Source organism: Oligoflexus tunisiensis, assembly GCF_001748245.1.
Taxonomy (GTDB): domain Bacteria; phylum Bdellovibrionota_B; class Oligoflexia; order Oligoflexales; family Oligoflexaceae; genus Oligoflexus; species Oligoflexus tunisiensis.
Genome location: NZ_BDFO01000001.1, coordinates 3094386 through 3110992, shown reverse-complemented (window position 1 = coordinate 3110992; position 16607 = coordinate 3094386). Strand labels below are relative to the sequence as shown.

Annotated in this window: 11 protein-coding genes; 6 read left to right on the top strand and 5 right to left on the bottom strand. The window is 54.7% G+C overall.

Features of this window, described 5'->3' with window-relative positions; translation table 11 throughout:
* Positions 1-74: 74 nt before the first annotated feature.
* Entirely contained in the window at positions 75-1826 is a 1752-nt protein-coding gene (locus tag OLTU_RS13200; RefSeq protein ID WP_176736583.1) for a cellulase family glycosylhydrolase, read from the top strand.
* Between the two features lie 126 nt (positions 1827-1952).
* A complete protein-coding gene (locus tag OLTU_RS13195; protein ID WP_141733232.1) occupies positions 1953-3062 on the top strand; it encodes a hypothetical protein in 1110 nt (369 codons plus the stop codon).
* 48 nt (positions 3063-3110) lie between these two features.
* Here the strand turns inward: OLTU_RS13195 and OLTU_RS13190 are convergent, their stop codons facing one another.
* The 3 genes from OLTU_RS13190 to OLTU_RS13180 all read right to left on the bottom strand — a co-directional run bounded on the left by OLTU_RS13190 (position 3111) and on the right by OLTU_RS13180 (position 8645).
* Complete coding sequence (locus tag OLTU_RS13190) at positions 3111-5012, bottom strand: glycoside hydrolase family 3 protein (protein ID WP_141733231.1); 1902 nt, start codon at positions 5010-5012, stop codon at positions 3111-3113.
* A 136-nt stretch (positions 5013-5148) separates the two neighbouring features.
* Positions 5149-5928 carry a hypothetical protein gene (locus OLTU_RS13185; protein ID WP_141733230.1) on the bottom strand — a complete coding sequence of 260 codons (780 nt, stop codon included), beginning with the start codon at positions 5926-5928 and terminating at the stop codon, positions 5149-5151.
* Positions 5925-8645, bottom strand: a complete 2721-nt coding sequence (locus OLTU_RS13180) for an ATP-binding protein (protein ID WP_141733229.1) — start codon at positions 8643-8645, stop codon at positions 5925-5927. Before OLTU_RS13180 ends, OLTU_RS13185 begins: the two co-directional genes overlap by 4 nt.
* A 306-nt stretch (positions 8646-8951) precedes the next feature.
* On the opposite strand from OLTU_RS13180, the gene OLTU_RS13175 reads away from it, so the two are divergent.
* Both OLTU_RS13175 and OLTU_RS13170 read left to right on the top strand, forming a co-directional pair.
* Complete coding sequence (locus OLTU_RS13175) at positions 8952-9629, top strand: hypothetical protein (protein WP_141733228.1); 678 nt, start codon at positions 8952-8954, stop codon at positions 9627-9629.
* Between the two features lie 251 nt (positions 9630-9880).
* Positions 9881-11635 carry a hypothetical protein gene (locus tag OLTU_RS13170; protein ID WP_141733227.1) on the top strand — a complete coding sequence of 585 codons (1755 nt, stop codon included), beginning with the start codon at positions 9881-9883 and terminating at the stop codon, positions 11633-11635.
* A gap of 40 nt (positions 11636-11675) precedes the next feature.
* Here OLTU_RS13170 and OLTU_RS13165 read toward each other — a convergent pair whose 3' ends face one another.
* Both OLTU_RS13165 and OLTU_RS13160 read right to left on the bottom strand, forming a co-directional pair.
* Complete coding sequence (locus OLTU_RS13165; protein WP_141733226.1) at positions 11676-13430, bottom strand: alkaline phosphatase D family protein; 1755 nt, start codon at positions 13428-13430, stop codon at positions 11676-11678.
* A gap of 129 nt (positions 13431-13559) precedes the next feature.
* Positions 13560-14456, bottom strand: a complete 897-nt coding sequence (locus tag OLTU_RS13160; RefSeq protein ID WP_141733225.1) for a hypothetical protein — start codon at positions 14454-14456, stop codon at positions 13560-13562.
* A 445-nt stretch (positions 14457-14901) separates the two neighbouring features.
* On the opposite strand from OLTU_RS13160, the gene OLTU_RS13155 reads away from it, so the two are divergent.
* Positions 14902-15822 carry a hypothetical protein gene (locus OLTU_RS13155; protein WP_141733224.1) on the top strand — a complete coding sequence of 307 codons (921 nt, stop codon included), beginning with the start codon at positions 14902-14904 and terminating at the stop codon, positions 15820-15822.
* Complete coding sequence (locus OLTU_RS13150; protein ID WP_141733223.1) at positions 15819-16433, top strand: hypothetical protein; 615 nt, start codon at positions 15819-15821, stop codon at positions 16431-16433. The genes OLTU_RS13155 and OLTU_RS13150 overlap by 4 nt, the downstream gene beginning before the upstream one ends.
* Positions 16434-16607 lie beyond the last annotated feature (174 nt).

The window sequence follows — 16607 nt, the reverse complement described above, 5'->3', positions numbered from 1 at the left end:
AAAGCAAAAAAGCTGCCACTTCGAATGCCTAACACATTCGAATCATGTCTTGCACATTCAAACGAGGGGGAATTATGAAAAACCTGATCGCCATGACTTTGCTCTGCGCCTTCAGCATTGGAATGGGATGCCAGGACTCGAAATCGATAAGGCCGATTGAACAGGAAAACGAGCGCACAAAAGACGAAGAATCTCCCAAGCTGCTTGAAGAAACGCCACGTGATCCCGAACGATCATCCCTATCATTCATTCGTCAGGACGGTCGCTTCTGGGTTGATGCATTGGGCAAACAGATGCGCCTGCGGGGAACCAACCTGGGGAACTGGCTTCAGCTCGAATTCTGGATGATGGGTTCGCCCATGAACACGGATGCCGGCCCCATCGGCGATCAGTGTACGCTGGAAAATGAATTGGAAAAACGCTTCGGCGCCGCTGAGAAAGAGCGCCTGATGGCTGTTTATCGCGACAGCTGGATGACCGCACGGGATTGGGACATCATTCAATCCCTGGGTCACAACATCGTGCGTCTGCCTTTCATGTACAATCTGGTTGAAGATCAATACAAACCCTACACGCTGCGATCCGATGCCTGGGTCCACCTCGATCGGGCCATTGATGAAGCGGAAAAGCGCGGCATGTATACCATCATTGATTTGCATGGCGCGGTCGGCAGCCAGGGCTGGGAGCACCACTCCGGCTGCGCGGGCAAAAACCAGCTGTGGGGATCCCAGGAGTATCGCAAACGGACCCGCTGGCTTTGGGAGCAGATTGCTGAACGCTACAAAAATCGCGCGGCCGTAGCTGGTTATGGACTTTTGAATGAGCCCTGGGGTACCGATCCCACAACCCTCGCCAGCTATATGGCTGACCTCTACACGGCGATTCGCGCGATTGATCAGCAGCATATCATCATTCTTCCTGGCCACAATTCAGGCATCGACGCCTATGGTGATCCGGCCAAACGCGGCATGAAAAACGTGGCGTTCGAAATGCATTTTTACCCGGGATTTTGGGGCTGGGGTGAAGGTCAGGATCCCGTCGAAGTTCATCGCGACTGGCTGTTCTGCGGCAGCTCAGGAACGGGCGGCGTCTGTGACTGGAATCGACGCTTGACGGACCTGAACACCCCCTTTCTGGTCGGCGAATTTCAGCCCTGGACGGCTTTGGGGAATCTGGGTGGAGCGATGACAAGACTTCACTATGATACGTATAACGCTTTGGGCTGGGCGGCGACCAGCTGGGCCTATAAAACCGTTTCGCGTTCGGGCTCTGATGGATCCAACGGTTGGAATTGGGGCACGACCACCAATCATGCCAAAGGCGGAGACTTCCCCAGCATCAATATCAGCAAAGCGGATAAAAAAGAGATCGAGGACTATTTCCGCAAGTTTGCCAGCCAGCCTCTCCTGGTGAACGAAACACTGCGCTCGGCCATGACGCGCGAGGCACAGATCGGAGTCCGTAATGAAGCCGAACATTTCAGCTTTCATAAAGGCGTCAGTATTGAAAAATCGTCCGACGCGGACGGCGGGCTCAATGTCGCCTATGCCGATGATGGCGACTGGATGAGCTATCCGATTCACATAGCCAAAACCGGCCGCTATCGGCTGGAACTGCGTGTGGCATCGCCTCATGCAGGCGGTCAGGTGATCGTCGGACGCAATGGCAAGGATCTCGTTTCCGCAGCCGTCCCTCAAACCGGAGACTGGCAGAAGTGGCAAACGCTCGCCACAACCGTGCAGCTCGAAGCCGGTCAGCAGGATTTAACAGTCTGGGTGGAAAAAGGCGGTTGGAATTTCAACTGGTGGGTTCTGACTCCTCAATGACCTTTGGATAATTACACGCAGCTTCGCCTTCCCACTGCGCTCGCAGGAGCGCAGAGGTATTGAAACGATATCCCGTATGTCCTACCATCAATAAGATCAATCAAAAAAAACAGAGGAGAATAGGTGATGACTCACATGCATCAGCGCATTTGTTTTGGACTGTTGACGTTTGCCTTGGTCGGATGCAGCAAGGATGATGACAGCAGCGAAACTCCAGCGACAGCGGCAACGGATACGGTCGTTGCGAGTGAAGTTGTGGCAGCGGCCAAGGACAAAATTAACGACAGCCTGATCATGGCTCCCGGCATGACCAGTCTTCACTCCCACGGTTTACTCAATACCGCATGGACCACAGCCAGTCTATCCAACGAGGCGGGAGAGGATTGCGATGCCATGTCAACACCGAAGGGACACATCCAGGAGTTACAGGATGACACCTGTACCATATCCCCCATTTTTGACCTCAACAATCTTTTTGATGTGCTGTGTGCCGTGACCAACTCTGTGGAAGCGGATGCCACCGGCCTGCCCAAAGCCGGCACATCCACACCGACGGTAACGGCAGCTATTGCAACCGAGTGTGGCATCCCCGATGCCGAGGGCTTCGAAATGCCGACAACTGTGGAGGACGTCGCCGACAACGACAACTATCAAAAGAAAATAGAAGTGACAACAGCCAGTGACAGAACCATTTATATGGGAAAAAACGGGGACGTGGTCAACCTTTCCTTCATGTATGGCGACAGCTCCACGTACCGGGGTTTTTATTCCTATGATCCGGCCACCAAGGAAATGCAATTCGAACTGCAGGCCCACAATGATAGCGCAAATCAGATGACCTTTTTCCGCATCTTCCGGAATGAGGAAGAGACCATTCCTGAAGTAAAAATGGTGGGCTCTTTCCATGATCAGGGTTCCAGCAAAAATGTCCGCTGGACTCTGTATGGCGCAGCGTCCGGCGACAGCAAAATTGCCATTGAAATGGCCTGGAAAGGTCAAACCTCGGGAACCGACCTGAAAACCTGCATCGACCGAGCGGATTACAGCGCTGACGGCACATCCTCCACCTGTGATGATTTCTCAGCCCCTGCGGTCGCTTCCTTTCAGACACTCATGGATTCCATTGTCTCCTCCTTCGGAGGCAAAACTACAGCGGAATACGAGGCCACGTTCGATGCCGATGATCTCGTGAACTTTAATGATGAGACGATTCAGTCCGCGACGCATGTCAACTAAAATCTCCGGATCGGTGGGGGCACTCCCCCACCACCGTGGACCGCAGTTTCATTGAAGCCCGAATCCATAAGGATGGAGCCCGGCCCAGGCCTGCGGCAACCGTCCGGTAAATGGGTAATCACCGAAAAGCACATCCGCGATGCCTTCACCCTGACTGCCTGGCAGCCAGGCCGCGACGAGCGCCTGCCATTGATCCAGTTCCTGGGCAATATCCATGGGCCGTCCCGAAAGGAGCACCACCGCGAGTGGACCGGAGAGGGCTTGAACTTTTTTCAAGAGTTCGCGATCTTCAGCAGGAAGAGTGAGGTCATCGCGATCGCCGAAGTATTCCGCATAAGGCTTCTCTCCAACCACCACCAAACGCAGACTCCCCTTGCCGGCACAGGCCCGATTCTTGAAAACGCCATCCGCCGCATAAATCAACGTCATGCCTTTGGCCCTGGCCGCTGCACGCAAACCGTCCAGAATCGTGTTGGCACCCGGCGTTTTGGATTCATTTCCGATCGTTCCCTGCCAGCCCGTGGTCCAGCCTCCGACCTGAACGCCAAAATCATCGGCCTTCGATCCCGCCACGCAAAGGGTCTGATATTTCGCAGCCGCAATCGGCAGAGTTTGCGCTTCATTCTTTAAAAGCACCAGTGATTTCCGCACCGCTTCGCGCGCCAATTGCCGATGGCTGCTCAGCCCCAGGGTGCCTTCAGGTATGGTCACGGGTACCTGATCCGCACCCAGGGCCGCCAGACCCAGGCGCTTTTTCACGCGCAGAATACGGACGACGGCATCATTGATGCGTTCCTCGGCAATGCGCCCATCCTTGACAGCCTCCAGGAGGAGCTGATGCGCACGGGCATAACGATAGACGGGATCATCCTGCGAAGGGGCCAATTCCAGCTGCCCCTGCACCATGATCATATCGATGCCGGCCTGGACAGCCTGGATCAGCTGATTTTGATAACGCTGCACGGGATCCTTCACGTCAGGCACGGGCAATTCATCAATGGCATTCCAATCGGATATCACAAAACCCTTGAAACCCAATCCGCCAGCTTCAGGAGATCCCTTCAGATAATCCGTGATCAGACTGCGCTCGGCATGCATCTTGACGCCATTCACGCTGTTATAGGACACCATGATGGTATCCACTCCCGCTTCAACGGCTTCCATAAAACCCTGGCCATGCAGGGCGATGAGAGTCTTCATGTCCCCGCGCGTGTCACCCCGATCAATGCCGGGTTTGGATGTCGTCAGCTGGGGAAAACCCGTTCCCCAAATCGTTCCGCCATCGCCCAGAAAATGTTTGGCCGTGGCGGCCATATAATGATTCCCAACCCTGGTCTCCTGCAGGCCCTGGATATAGGGCTGAACCAGAAGCGTCTGCAGCTCAGGCCGTTCCCCGAAACTTTCATACGCCCGTCCCCACCGCACATCCCGCGCGACGGAGACCGCCGGTGCGAACGTCCAGTTGAACCCTGTACTTAAAACCTCGCGTGCCACAACACTTCCAATTTTCTGGAGAAGCTCCGGATCGCGGGTCGCACCCAGACCTATATTGTGCGGGAAAACAGTGGCTCCCCGCACAAGTCCATGACCATGCACGGCATCCACTCCGATCAGAAGAGGCAGACCGGCAGGCGAAGTCAGGGCCTCAGTTTGAAAGCGGCTCAACTCCTTGCGCCAGGCCTCAGAGGTATTCGGAGTGATCAAGGAATCCCCACCCGCGAGCACCGATCCGAGAACGAGTTCGCTGATCGGATGCTCGTTGCGATCCATGGCTTTTTTGATGTCGAGAACTTCAGCCTGGATCATCTGCCCGATTTTTGCAGGCAGACTGAGGCCGGACACATAGGTTTGAATCTGCTTGTCCTCAGCAGGCGTGGCCGCCATCAATGAGCTGGTGGCGCTTCCAAGAATAAGCAAGGAAACGAGTCGTGAGAGTTTGCTTGTAAACATGCTATCGGCTCCTTCACTGGAAAATTGGAGCCAAGCTACCTGGATTTAGTTTGTTAGGAAAACAAAATCGAAGGAATGAGGGATCGCACTCATTCCAGGATGAGGGCATGACTACGTTTTGATTAGACGTCTGGGATTATGTCGCTCTCGCCAGCGACTGCTTCCATGCCGCCACCTTCTGACGAAACAGGTCCCTGCCGGCCAGAAACTGAGCGTGACGATGACCATTGCTGCCGCTCGTATGGGGGAAGCCCCAGAGCGTTCGCGCTTCAAGAGTCGGGTCCTGTCCGGCCAGCTCGCGCAAAACGCGTCCCGGATACTTGCCCATGGGAACGATGAGAGTTTGACGGCTCTGGCGCTGAACATGCGCAAGGAAGAGGTGCTGGATCATCGATTGCAGCCAGGGATCCTTATGGGCCGCATCCGTCCCGCCATAGTTCCTGAGTTCAGATCCTACAAAAACGGGATAACGCAGCATGGAATAGGCGGCCATCAGATCCTGTCGCGTCGTGAAAAGTTCGGCGGCTGTCGGCAGCTGCAGAGCGTCCGCCACACCGATGTCATCCAGGTAACGAATCAAATTCAAACGCGTGGGACCGGCGAACACGACGTTTCGATTGAACAGCGATTCATAACGCTCACGATCGCCGTCCGCCTGCTGCCAGGCTTCATAGGCCAGCCGCGCTTGAGCGAAACCCGGAGTCAGCCCCACCATCAGCAGCGGGACCACGCGCGGACGCTGCAACCCGAACGGAGCATAATAAACCTGCAACCGGGACGTCTGATGGAGGAGCAGCGCATCCGGAAGGTCACGCGGCGACGCCAGGTGTTTCAGATCCAACGAGCGGCAGACCTGAAGCAGCTGAGGCTCCTTCCGTCTGGCAAAGTCCTGCCAATCCTCTGCGGTCGGCGTCATGGTTTGTATTGTCTTGCCAGATTGCATACGGTGGCAATCAGTTCATTGTTCAGGACCGGTTTACCCAAAAGAGTTTGGAATCCGCAGGCCATCAGCTCCTGGCGGCTCAGCGCCCCGGCATAGGCCGTCAGAGCGATCGATGGGATGGCACGCCGTCCCTGTTCCCGCTCCATTTTGCGAAGGGTTTGGATGAATTTCAAACCATCCTCCTCCGACCCGAGATTGATATCACAGAGCAGGACATCCGGCTGCCTGCGTGACATCATGTCCAGGCCTTCCATGGCCGACTGAGCGACCATGACCTTCGCGCCAGCCCGCTCCAGCAGGGTCTGCAGAAGCTGCCGTGCATCCGGCTCATCGTCGATGACCAAAACCTTGCAGCCTTTCAATTGGGTGGACCTCTCCTTCTGGTCCATCTCCATGTGTTTCACATGGGGCGATCGTCCATCATCCAGCACAGCGGCGGCCATGGGAATCCTTACGGTAAACGAAGCGCCATGACCCTTGCCCGAACTGTGAGCCGCAACCGTGCCTCCATGAAGCTCGGCGATATGTTTGACGATCTGCAGCCCAAGGCCAAGACCCCCTAATTTCTTCGCCATCGCTATGTCCTCCTGCCTGAAGCGATCAAAGACATAGGGCAGAAACTCGGGATTGATTCCTTGTCCGGTATCAGAAACACAGAATTCAATCATGGAAAGATGCCGGCGGACCACCAGCTTCACTTTTCCGCCTTCTGGCGTGAACTTGATGGCATTGGACAGAAGATTCCAGAGAACCTGCTTCAGGCGCCCATGATCTCCAGCGATGGACGTCAGGTTTGGATCGACATCCGTCTGCAGCGTGACGCCTTTCGCCTGGGCGCTGAATCGGACCGAATCGGTGGCATCCACGACCAGCTCGCTGATACTGACGACAGAAAAATCCAGACTCAATTTTCCCGTGATGATCCTTGAGACATCCAGGAGGTCAGCGATCAACTGGGCCTGCGTCTTCGCATTGCGCGTGATCGCGTCAATGGCATGATCGAATTCCGGCGTACCCTGCTCCTCAAAGCGCAGGAGTTCAGCATAGCCGACGATCACATTCAAGGGCGACCGCAACTCATGGGAAACGACGGCCAGAAAATCATCCTTGGCTTGATTCAATTTTTCCAAATTCGCCGACCTGGCTTCCAGCGCCGCATTGATCTTCTGCATCTCCTTGTGCTGGATGACATCGACCACGCCGCGTCGCAGATCATCAGCGCTTTCCAACTCCCATGCCTGCCAGGGTTCAGCCCGCATGTGAAGCGCCTCTTTCCAGATTTCAAAGGACTTCCGTGGCGTCAGATGCCTGGCGCCATCCTGCTCGACAGCCTTGTGTGGATTGCCACCCCACTTCACGGTCTCTATGATCTCGGGCCGAAACCAAAGAATAAAATGCCCCTGGATGGCATCCACCGTCGCGGCCAGGACCCCGCAGGCGACAGCCTTGAACGCCTGAGCGGGTGGATAAACCCTCGGCAGATCATCCGCATGAAAGATGCTTTCGTTTTCCTTTTGATTTTGCTGCAGCCAGGTCCTGAGGCTCTTCAGTTCCGCAAGACCCGGCGTCGCCCCGCAAAGGTTGATCTCCTCGCCAACCATCAATGCGGCCCCGCCTGAGCTGATAAGATCGAGCAGATTCGGCTTCGACTCCACAAGCCCCTTGGCCACCCCTTGCTGAACCACATTGCGGAGCAGATGAGCCTTGATGGAGTGAGTCTTCAGTTTCTGTTCATAGATGTCCTGGGACTCCAGCTTGATGAGGTGGACCGACAGCGCCTGGCCTATGAATTCACACAGGGTCCGCTGAGCATAGGGAACGTATCGAGCCTGTCGGTCCGTGCAGCTGATCAGACCCCAAAGCTCGTTGTCCTTGATGATCGAGATGGACATCGAAGCGCGCGCGCCGAAGTTTTTCAGATACTGAATATGAACAGGCGATACGCTGCGAAGAACCGAACCACTCAGGTCAAGCGGTTCACCAGTCAGCGGATTCATCTCGGGCACCAGAGCGGCCGGTTCATAGAGGGCATCCGGAATGATACGAAGCCAGTTGCGAAGGTAGAGCTGGCGGGCCTGCGGTGGAATATCGGACGCAGGATAATGTAGGTCCAGGAAGGAATCCTGATCGTCCGCCTTCGTCTCCCCCACAACGTGACCGTTCCATTCACGGTCAAACCGATAGATCAGCACCCGTTCAAAACCCGTCAAGTCATGAACCATGCCGGTCGCCTGCGCAAAGGCGTCCTGGAGCGTCCGGGTCGACTGAATCAAGTGGGTCAGCGATCGAATACGGGCATGAAAGGCATGGGAATCGCTCGGCCCGGCCAGGTCGGTGGGTTCCAGCTCCAAGACGCACAGCCCGTTGCTGCGATGCAAAATTCCGTCATATTTTTTACCGGATGTCCTGATTTCGATATCAAGCGGATTGCACAGCAAAAGATTATCAGCCGTGAGCGCACCGCGAATCCTTTCGGTACTGGCGGCTGTCAGCTGATCCTCAAGGGTTTGTGTGAGCGCCTGCTCCGGAGTCGATCCGAGTATCGCCTCGCAGTTGGAAGAGACCTGGATCAAGCGACCGTCCGCTTCCATGAAGGTCAGAAGCAGTCCGTGTGGCTGAATTTTTCCCGGAATATGGATGGGCTCCTGGGCGCAAATCGCGAGTGCTTTGTCGAGTTCTTCCTGATTCATAATCCCCCCTCATCAGCCCATGCAGTGACACAGAAGTATGAATTTGTCCAGGAGTTTACGCCGCGACTTGGTGTCTGGGGGAAATTGAGTAGGCTCACAAAAAAGCCCGGACCCTGGCTGGACGGTCAGCTAATCGCGTTCCAAAAAATAGCGTTTTCACGCGGAATTCTGCAGGAAACTGAACCATCTTAGCGTTCCTGGACAGAATAAAAACTTTACTTCAATAAACGCTTTCCTTGGTCCTACAACGCATGTATATAGCGGCTTCGTTGAATACGCGCTTAAGAACACTTTGGAGGATATCTCATGTTACGCATCACTGCTCTCAGCATCTGTCTTCTCGTCAGCAGCAGCGTCCTGGCCAGCTCCCCAGTTAAAAGATGTGAGCAAGTCAATCAAGGCGGCGAACTCAAAGTCGTTTGCGAAGTCTACGTTGACAGAGAAGCCGTGTTGAGAGACGTGTCCATCACTCCAGCCAACGGCGGCATCAACCCACAATTTTCTGCCCAGACCGTGAGCGGTATGGTTGTCCTTGGCAGCAACAAGTGCGAAGCACAAGGTCTCAAGGCTGCTTTTGTCACAAAGAAAGTTAACGGAAAGAATCTGCTGGTCGCTCGCGTCTCCGGCTGGCGCCCTGAATTCCGTTTCTGCACCTGGGAATACCAGCCCGTTCTGGTTCCTGTTGAGACCACGGTGCGTGGCAACGTCAACCTCATCGCCAACACCATGATCAAGAACGTGGATGAATTCGGCACTGAAGTGGCTCTGAATTCGCCTTGCTTTGAGCCAACGTGGTGCACCATGGAATACGAGCCATATGTCTGCTCCATGGAAGGCATCAACCGCCAGTTCGAAGGCAACAATGAGTGCATTGCCCGCGATCAGGCCCGCCGCAGCGCCTGTTTCCGCAACGTGGACGTGAGCAATCTGAGCTGCGAAGCTCTTCCATCCGCGATCTTTGCCCCTATCGAGACCCTGGAATAATTCTGACGAACGTTGGGCTGCCGTGCACATGGCGGCAGTCCTGATCTGGTTCCGGTAAGTTTATTCTTCTTCCTAATTTTCTTCGCTTTTCCACCCGACTCCACGGAAAATTGCCTCGATCACCAGCGCCTTACCCCCCTTAAATATTGAGCATATTATTCCGTCTTGCCGGGTTATCAAGTTCCCGCCCCTTGCCGCCGATAAGTATCGTGAAACCATATAGCATTTTTCACCGTGTGGGGGGCCTCGATGTGTTACCAAAAGTAAAACTATTGCCCTGTTTTCTCATGATGAGCCTGGCGACCGCTGGGTGCGTCAAGTCCAAGAAAGTCAGCGAATCCGAGCCTGACCAGGCCATCGCAGGCGACAGCGAAGGCGAAGGCGAAAAAAACGACAGCTCGGTTCTCTCAACATCCACTGACAACCTCGAAAAGGCGGAATCGCCATCAGCTCAAGGAAGCAATCCGGCGCTGGACAAACCCAAAACCTATAAGAAACTGGATCAACCCTGGTCCCTTGATCTGGTCAACGAGTGGGTGCGGCTGGACCAGGCCAAACGAGGAGCGGATGCTCCCTTCATTAAGTACACCTACCTTCCCGAAAAATTTCTGGTCAACGAAACCGAGACGAACTATGCACGGATCGGTATCGCCAAGGCTTTGAACTCTCTTGCGATCGAGGCCGAGGATATCATTCCCCTGGAGGATATCAGCGGTCATGGTCTCGCCTTCGCCCTGGACATCAGGAAATTTCTGTCTGGGGATGCGGCCACCAAATGGAATTGGATAGCCCAGGGGCAGCCCATCGCGCTGGGAGGCGGCGGCTTTCAGGATCTGGCAGGCCCCTTAAGGCTCGCAGCCTTTGACCCGGCCGCTGTAGTGCCGGCCGACCGCCTGGCCTATAATGCGCTGCATGGCGGGATCTATACGGCCCTCTTGGACACGCCTCCCCTACGTTCCAATCTGGAAACGCAGCTGGGCCTAGGCGAAAGGACGACGAAGCTGGCGTTCGAGCATGGCATCACGTTCGGCATTCGCTACGCGGAGCGTCGGACCTTCACTCAAACCTATAAAAACGGCCAGACCCGGGAAGGGTTCTATTGGATCACCTTTGATCCCTTTGATCCAGGTCCAGGTCTGGATGATGTTCTCCCCTGGAAGGAAAACGGCGGCCGCGTTCCGACCTTCAACGCGACCGGTCTGATGGTCGACTATCGGACGAACGTCGCCACGGAATCCTATTATTCCATGAAGAATGGCCTGTTCGCTTACTATGTCTGGGGCAGCAATGATCAAAGGCGGTCCCGAGCCGACCCGCGATTCGTTGTCGATCCCTTGCATCGGGACGACGCGAACGCCCCGCAGGACGTTGTCACCGGCCTGTGCGCCAACTGCCATGTGAACGGCGTTCAGGGGGCCTACAATGAGATGGCGGAAGCCATTGAGAAGACCACGGTCACCAACCAGGCGGCCATAGATTTCTGGACACCGAATGGACAGTCTTACGCCACCTTTCAAAAAGATCGAGCCATCTTTAAGAAGGCCATGGAAAAGATCATCCTCAGCATTTCGTCCGGATCGGGTCTCTTTAACGAGAAGATCGTGGAAGGTTCCGATCAGAAGGAACCTATCTACTATCTTCTGCGCTATATCGGCAATCATTCCGGCGATACCACGGGCCTGAGACGGCGGCGCGCCGATGGCGTTATCCCCGGCCTCAACGGCAATGTGGGGCAAACCACTCCTTCCGCCCCTATCAACCGTGTTCTCACGTTTGCAGCGGATATCCTGCCGATCCTGAGCTCCACGAGTCCCGGGAAAAACTATCGCTGCACCCTTTGTCACGCGAATTTTTCCAATGAAGCGAACCTGAGTGCCGCGACATTGGATTCCATCATCTCAACCGTGACGCTGCAGTACATGCCGGTCGGTACCGGAACGGACAAACTTGGCCAGCCGGATATTGATGTATTGAAGGCTTGGAAAAAGCAAAAATTTGGGATTTAAAGATTGCGGCTGACCCCGGATCGGGGTCAACATTCTGGAATCAACCCTTGATGTCTTCAACCCTCATGCTGGACGGATAATACCGCTGGGCACGCACCAGTTTCTTTCCAGCCTGCTGCGGGGTCGGCGCGTCCTTGTCAATATGATAAACATGCCATTCAGCTTTTTCCCTGTCCATGGAAACGAGCGTATACCCATAATAGATGGCTCCAAAATCCGTGAAATGAGGATTCACCAGCTTCAGTTTGTCATCGAATATACGTTCGGCCAGCCAGCCTTTGGTGTAGTGGGATCCCACAAAGTTATAAACGCGATCCAGGAACGTCTTTTTTCCTCCGGGCGCTGCTTTCGCCGACAGCTGCAGACCGAGGGCGAAATTCGCGGACGTGATGGACGGCGTCATCAACTCAAAGCCCACCACGTTGTCCTGATCCGAGTTGCTGGCTTTGTTGTAATTGATCTTCACGAATGAACTCAAATACGTATGCAGATCACCGGTGAGCACGAACAGATTCCTGACGCCCCGATTCTTCAACTCCCGCAAAACCTTTTGCCGTTCGCCGTGGTAACCATCCCAGGCATCATATCCAGCCAGGAGCATGAGCGTTCGGTGGGAAATCCTTTCCAGGACTCCAAACTGGGAAAGCAGAGTCTGATTGCCCCAGAGTTTCCAGTGGGCTTTGGACTGAGCCATGCCGTTGACGAGCCAGCTGCGCTGCTCGGCCCCCAGCATCGTATGGCTTGCCGGGTCGTCCGTGGCCTCCATCGCAGCGTCGGCCATGCTATCAACCTGCGGAGTTCGATAGCTGCGGGTATCGGTCATGAAAAGTTCGGCCAGGTTGCCGAACTGAAATTTGCGGTAGATCTTCAAAAAGGCAAAGGGGTGGCTGGCATTTTCATCGAGCTGCACCCGGGCCGGAACATATTCGGTCCAGGCCTTTTGAGCAGCAAGTTTAAGGGTACTCAGGGCCGCGGCACCCGCCTCGAAATAGGGATGGGCTGGTGTCACGGACAGCGTATCCTTTTCATAGTTCCACGCGGCATTATCAGCAGTTTCATGGTCATCGGCCGTGATGATCCAGGTGTGGTTTTCCATCGCACGCTGCAGACTGCGATCCCGGCGATAGGTCTTGTAAATGGTGCGATAGTCATCGAGGCTCAGGGCCACGGAGTTGGGAATATCCACCCGGCGGGTGTGGTCATCCATATCCGGATACTGAGCATATTCATAAATAAAGTCACCGACGTGTATAACAAAATCCAAATCCTCGTTCGCAAGAGCATCGAAGGCATGGAAGTATCCACAGGAATAATCCTGGCAGGTAATCAGGGCATACCTGATGTGATCAACATTCTGATCCGGGGCCGGTGCTGTCTTGCAGCGTCCGATGCGACTGCTGACGCCGCGATAGATGAAGCGGTAGTAATAACGTGTGCCAGGTTGCAGCCGGGCTTCCGGCTTTTCATCAAGATCCACTTTGACTGTAAAATCGTAGCTCGCTTGCACCGTGTTGCCCGCCACGGTTCCCAGGTAGAGAACGTTACGGAACGAGGCGTCCGTGGCGACCTGAAAATACAGGGGTTCTTCCGGGTCCTGAATCACGTCAGGGTTCAGCCTGGTCCAAAGGATCACGCCTTGAGGCGTCGGATCACCCGAGGCTATGGAACAAGGGAAATAGCGATCGGATTCCAGCGTCGAGGATTCCGCAAAAAGCACTTTGGGTAAACTGATCGTGTAAGATGCTGAAAAAGCAAAACCAAGTGTTTTGATGAAGCTACGACGATGAAAGCTCATGGGAATTTCCTTGCTCAAATGATGCGCTCTCCTACCATTTACGAGTATGCCATTCAAGCATTTTGATGAGGCAAGCGGCGCCTGCTGAAGACCTGGCGCCAGGGAGCCTCAGCAGGCGATGGCCTCAGGTTATGAAGCCTGGCAGAGATTCGTGGCCAGCTTAAGATTCAGGGGCTGCCATTGACCACTGGCACAGCTGTGGAATTTCTGTCCATCATAGATCACATCACCTTCCGCGTATTCCGTATTCCCGTGTTCGCACGAAGACGAAGTTGGTCCCAGGATTGGTCTCCAATTGCCGTTGTGACATTCAACGATCTGCGTGCCATCAAAGATAATGCTCCCTTCCGGATGCACTGTCCCTGCCGCGGTGCAGGATCCGCTCCCGGTCCCCGGGACAGCAAGATCGCCCTGAAGGAAACTTTCCCAGGCGCGATTCGCGGCGAACTCGGGTCGTTGGCTCAGCACCACCAATCCGTCCCGATCATCCTGTTGAATCTCTGTCGCTGTCCCCGCCCCTCCCATCATCAGGGCGCCTGGGTCAACTCCTTCGTCATAGCTTCGATCGCATTGATAATAGCTCGGCGCATAGAGATCACAGAGCCCCCACAAATGACCCACTTCATGCAGGATCACGTGGGAATAATCAAAACCAACCGAGGCTATGCCGGGGCAAATCATGATCCTTCTTGTATCAGGATCCGCGAACGCCACCCCATCGCAGAATTCCCTGGTAACTTGCACGGTGGCGGATTGCGCGTTGCCCTGCTGACAAGGAACGACGTTGAGGTGCCTGTCTCTTCTGATCACAGCCGCCCACTTTTTAATGGCCGCGATGGTGACCTCCTGGTCTGTGCCGCACACCCGGATCGTTTGCTGCGGAGGAACGTTGATCAACCAGTTCTGATAACCAGGCGACAAGGGTATATGGGCCCAGTCGAGTTCCGACACAGGTTGATTCGCAGCACGACAATGGCTTAACAGCAGAGATGTGGAGGTCAGCAGCAGTGTGGTCCATACTTTCATAAAAGGAATCTCGCTTTTTACATGTGAGGTTTTTGGCAAAGCACAGCCTTTCCCTCATGCCATAGAGTGAAAACTCCCAGGCAGAAGGTAGGTACCATGCCGTTACAACTGTTTTCTGAAATATCTTTTCGGTTTTGCAAAACATCTAAAAAGATGCGGTGAGACTTACAAGGAAAGCGGAACACATGTAAATTAAACCCTGGTAAATCTGCAAATTCCAGACAGCACGGTAGGACCGCACAGTCCGTCAACGAGCCATCACTCAAGTCTGCCGCAAAAATCCAGTCCGGGCGTTTGCTTCATAAGGGAGGGCGTCGTTCGCCAGCTCCTGCTGAGAACGATATTTTCCAACCACGCATGAATCCCTTTGCGGACGTGGCTTTCCTTGTGTAAGGAAGCCGCTGGTCATGCGCTTGTGTCATGATAATTTGATAAGGAAATTCCAGTGAAATCCTCCCTCAGCCTGACTTTTCTCGCCCTTCTTCTGGCTTGCGGCCAGCCCCGCATCGAAAGTGTGGATGACAAAGTTCTGGAACAGGCCAACGCCGACAAAGCCGCTGCGAGTTTAAAGCAGGCGCAAATCGCCCTTCTGGGCACCTGGCGCTCCTCCTGTGTGGAAACTGCCGAAAGCACCGCCTCGCTTTATGAATATGCTCTGACTCAGGATGGTCAGGCCAGCCTTGTTAGCTTCGAGTATGGGACCAGGGACTGTAAAGGTGAGACTGTTCAATCCACCTTTTTAAGCGCCAGCTGGACGCTTATCCCGGTTGCGGACACGGAGAGTTTCACGCTTGAATTCAAATGGAAGGATGGCAAAAAGCTTGATTCTCAATATCGCCTCGCTGGCAACAGTGCCGAATTCCCCAGGCTCTTTGAACTCAGGGATCAAAGCGATCTTGCGCTGGTAGAGCTGAAGGAGAAGGATCATTTCCTGACCCTGGAAAAGGTTCCTGCAGGCGAGGCCGAGGAGCTGCGCAAGAAATCAGAACTCCTGGTCATGGAATACGCCACGAGTCTTCTGAAACGACCCGGCACGTGGGAAAGCGCCTGTGCTGATGGCAAGCGCAGTATTCTTACATTTAAAGTAGGGAACACCATCACTCTGTCCCACACCAGTGCTCTCTATGATGACAAGGATTGCAAAACTCTCAAAGGGGATGAATCCAGAATCAGCGAGAAAAAGTTCACCATGGCTGCGGTGCCCGATCTCGCTCAAAAGAAAATCGTTCTCGACGCTGACGGGAATCAGGGTACGCTCAAAGTTTCTTTCGACAGGATCGACCAGTTGGAACTCAGTGACCTGATCAACGGCAAGAACACGCTCACCCTTTATCGCTATGCGGCGTCTGCAGGAGTCACTCCATGAAAGTCTGGACGCTTGCTCTTTTATTGCTCAGCAGCGCCGTGCTTGCCGAACCGATCCCCTATCGGCAAAGCGTGCTCAAGCACGGCGTAAATGCCTCCGCCTATGGTGAGGCTGTCTTCCAAAAGGATGAGTTTCTGAAAATGGATTTGGCCAGTGCCCGGGTGCAGGGCGGCTGGCTCCTCTCGCGAAACAACCTGTTCGCCACCACCCTTGGAGCGTCCTATACCGGGCTTCTTGGCAATGCTCAAAAAGGAGAGCAGGGTGTGGTGGAATATCGCTACTACGGTCCTGTTTTCGAGGTCATCGCGCTGCCTGAATCACGTTTGACCCCGATTTTCAGCTATTCCTACGAGCATGGCTTCGTCAAACGGAGCACATCCAAGGATGGGCTGGATTATGGATATACCACGATGAAAATGCAGGAGCTGCGTTTCATGCTGGCGCTTTCGGTGGGCCGTTACCAGCAGCTGATCCTTGGCACGGCCGGTCAGGACATTCAGCACAGGCATTTTTATAAGTATGACGCCGACGGGGACCTCTACCGGCGCCGCGGTCGGAGCCAGGAAAACTCGCGCTCGTATTTTGCTGGTTTCCGTCTGGCCGCTTTCTAGTGAAAAAGACCAGCTGGATCCAGCGGGCTGGTCATCAGACAGGACCTCGGCCGCCTTAGGCGAGGTCGTTCCCGCGCCTGTAGGATCCAGGCTGCACCTCCCGAATGGTCCGTTCTTTTTTTCAGCTCCGGCATGACCCTTGCTTTCTCTCCCCATCGTGTGTTCTCGCCTGTG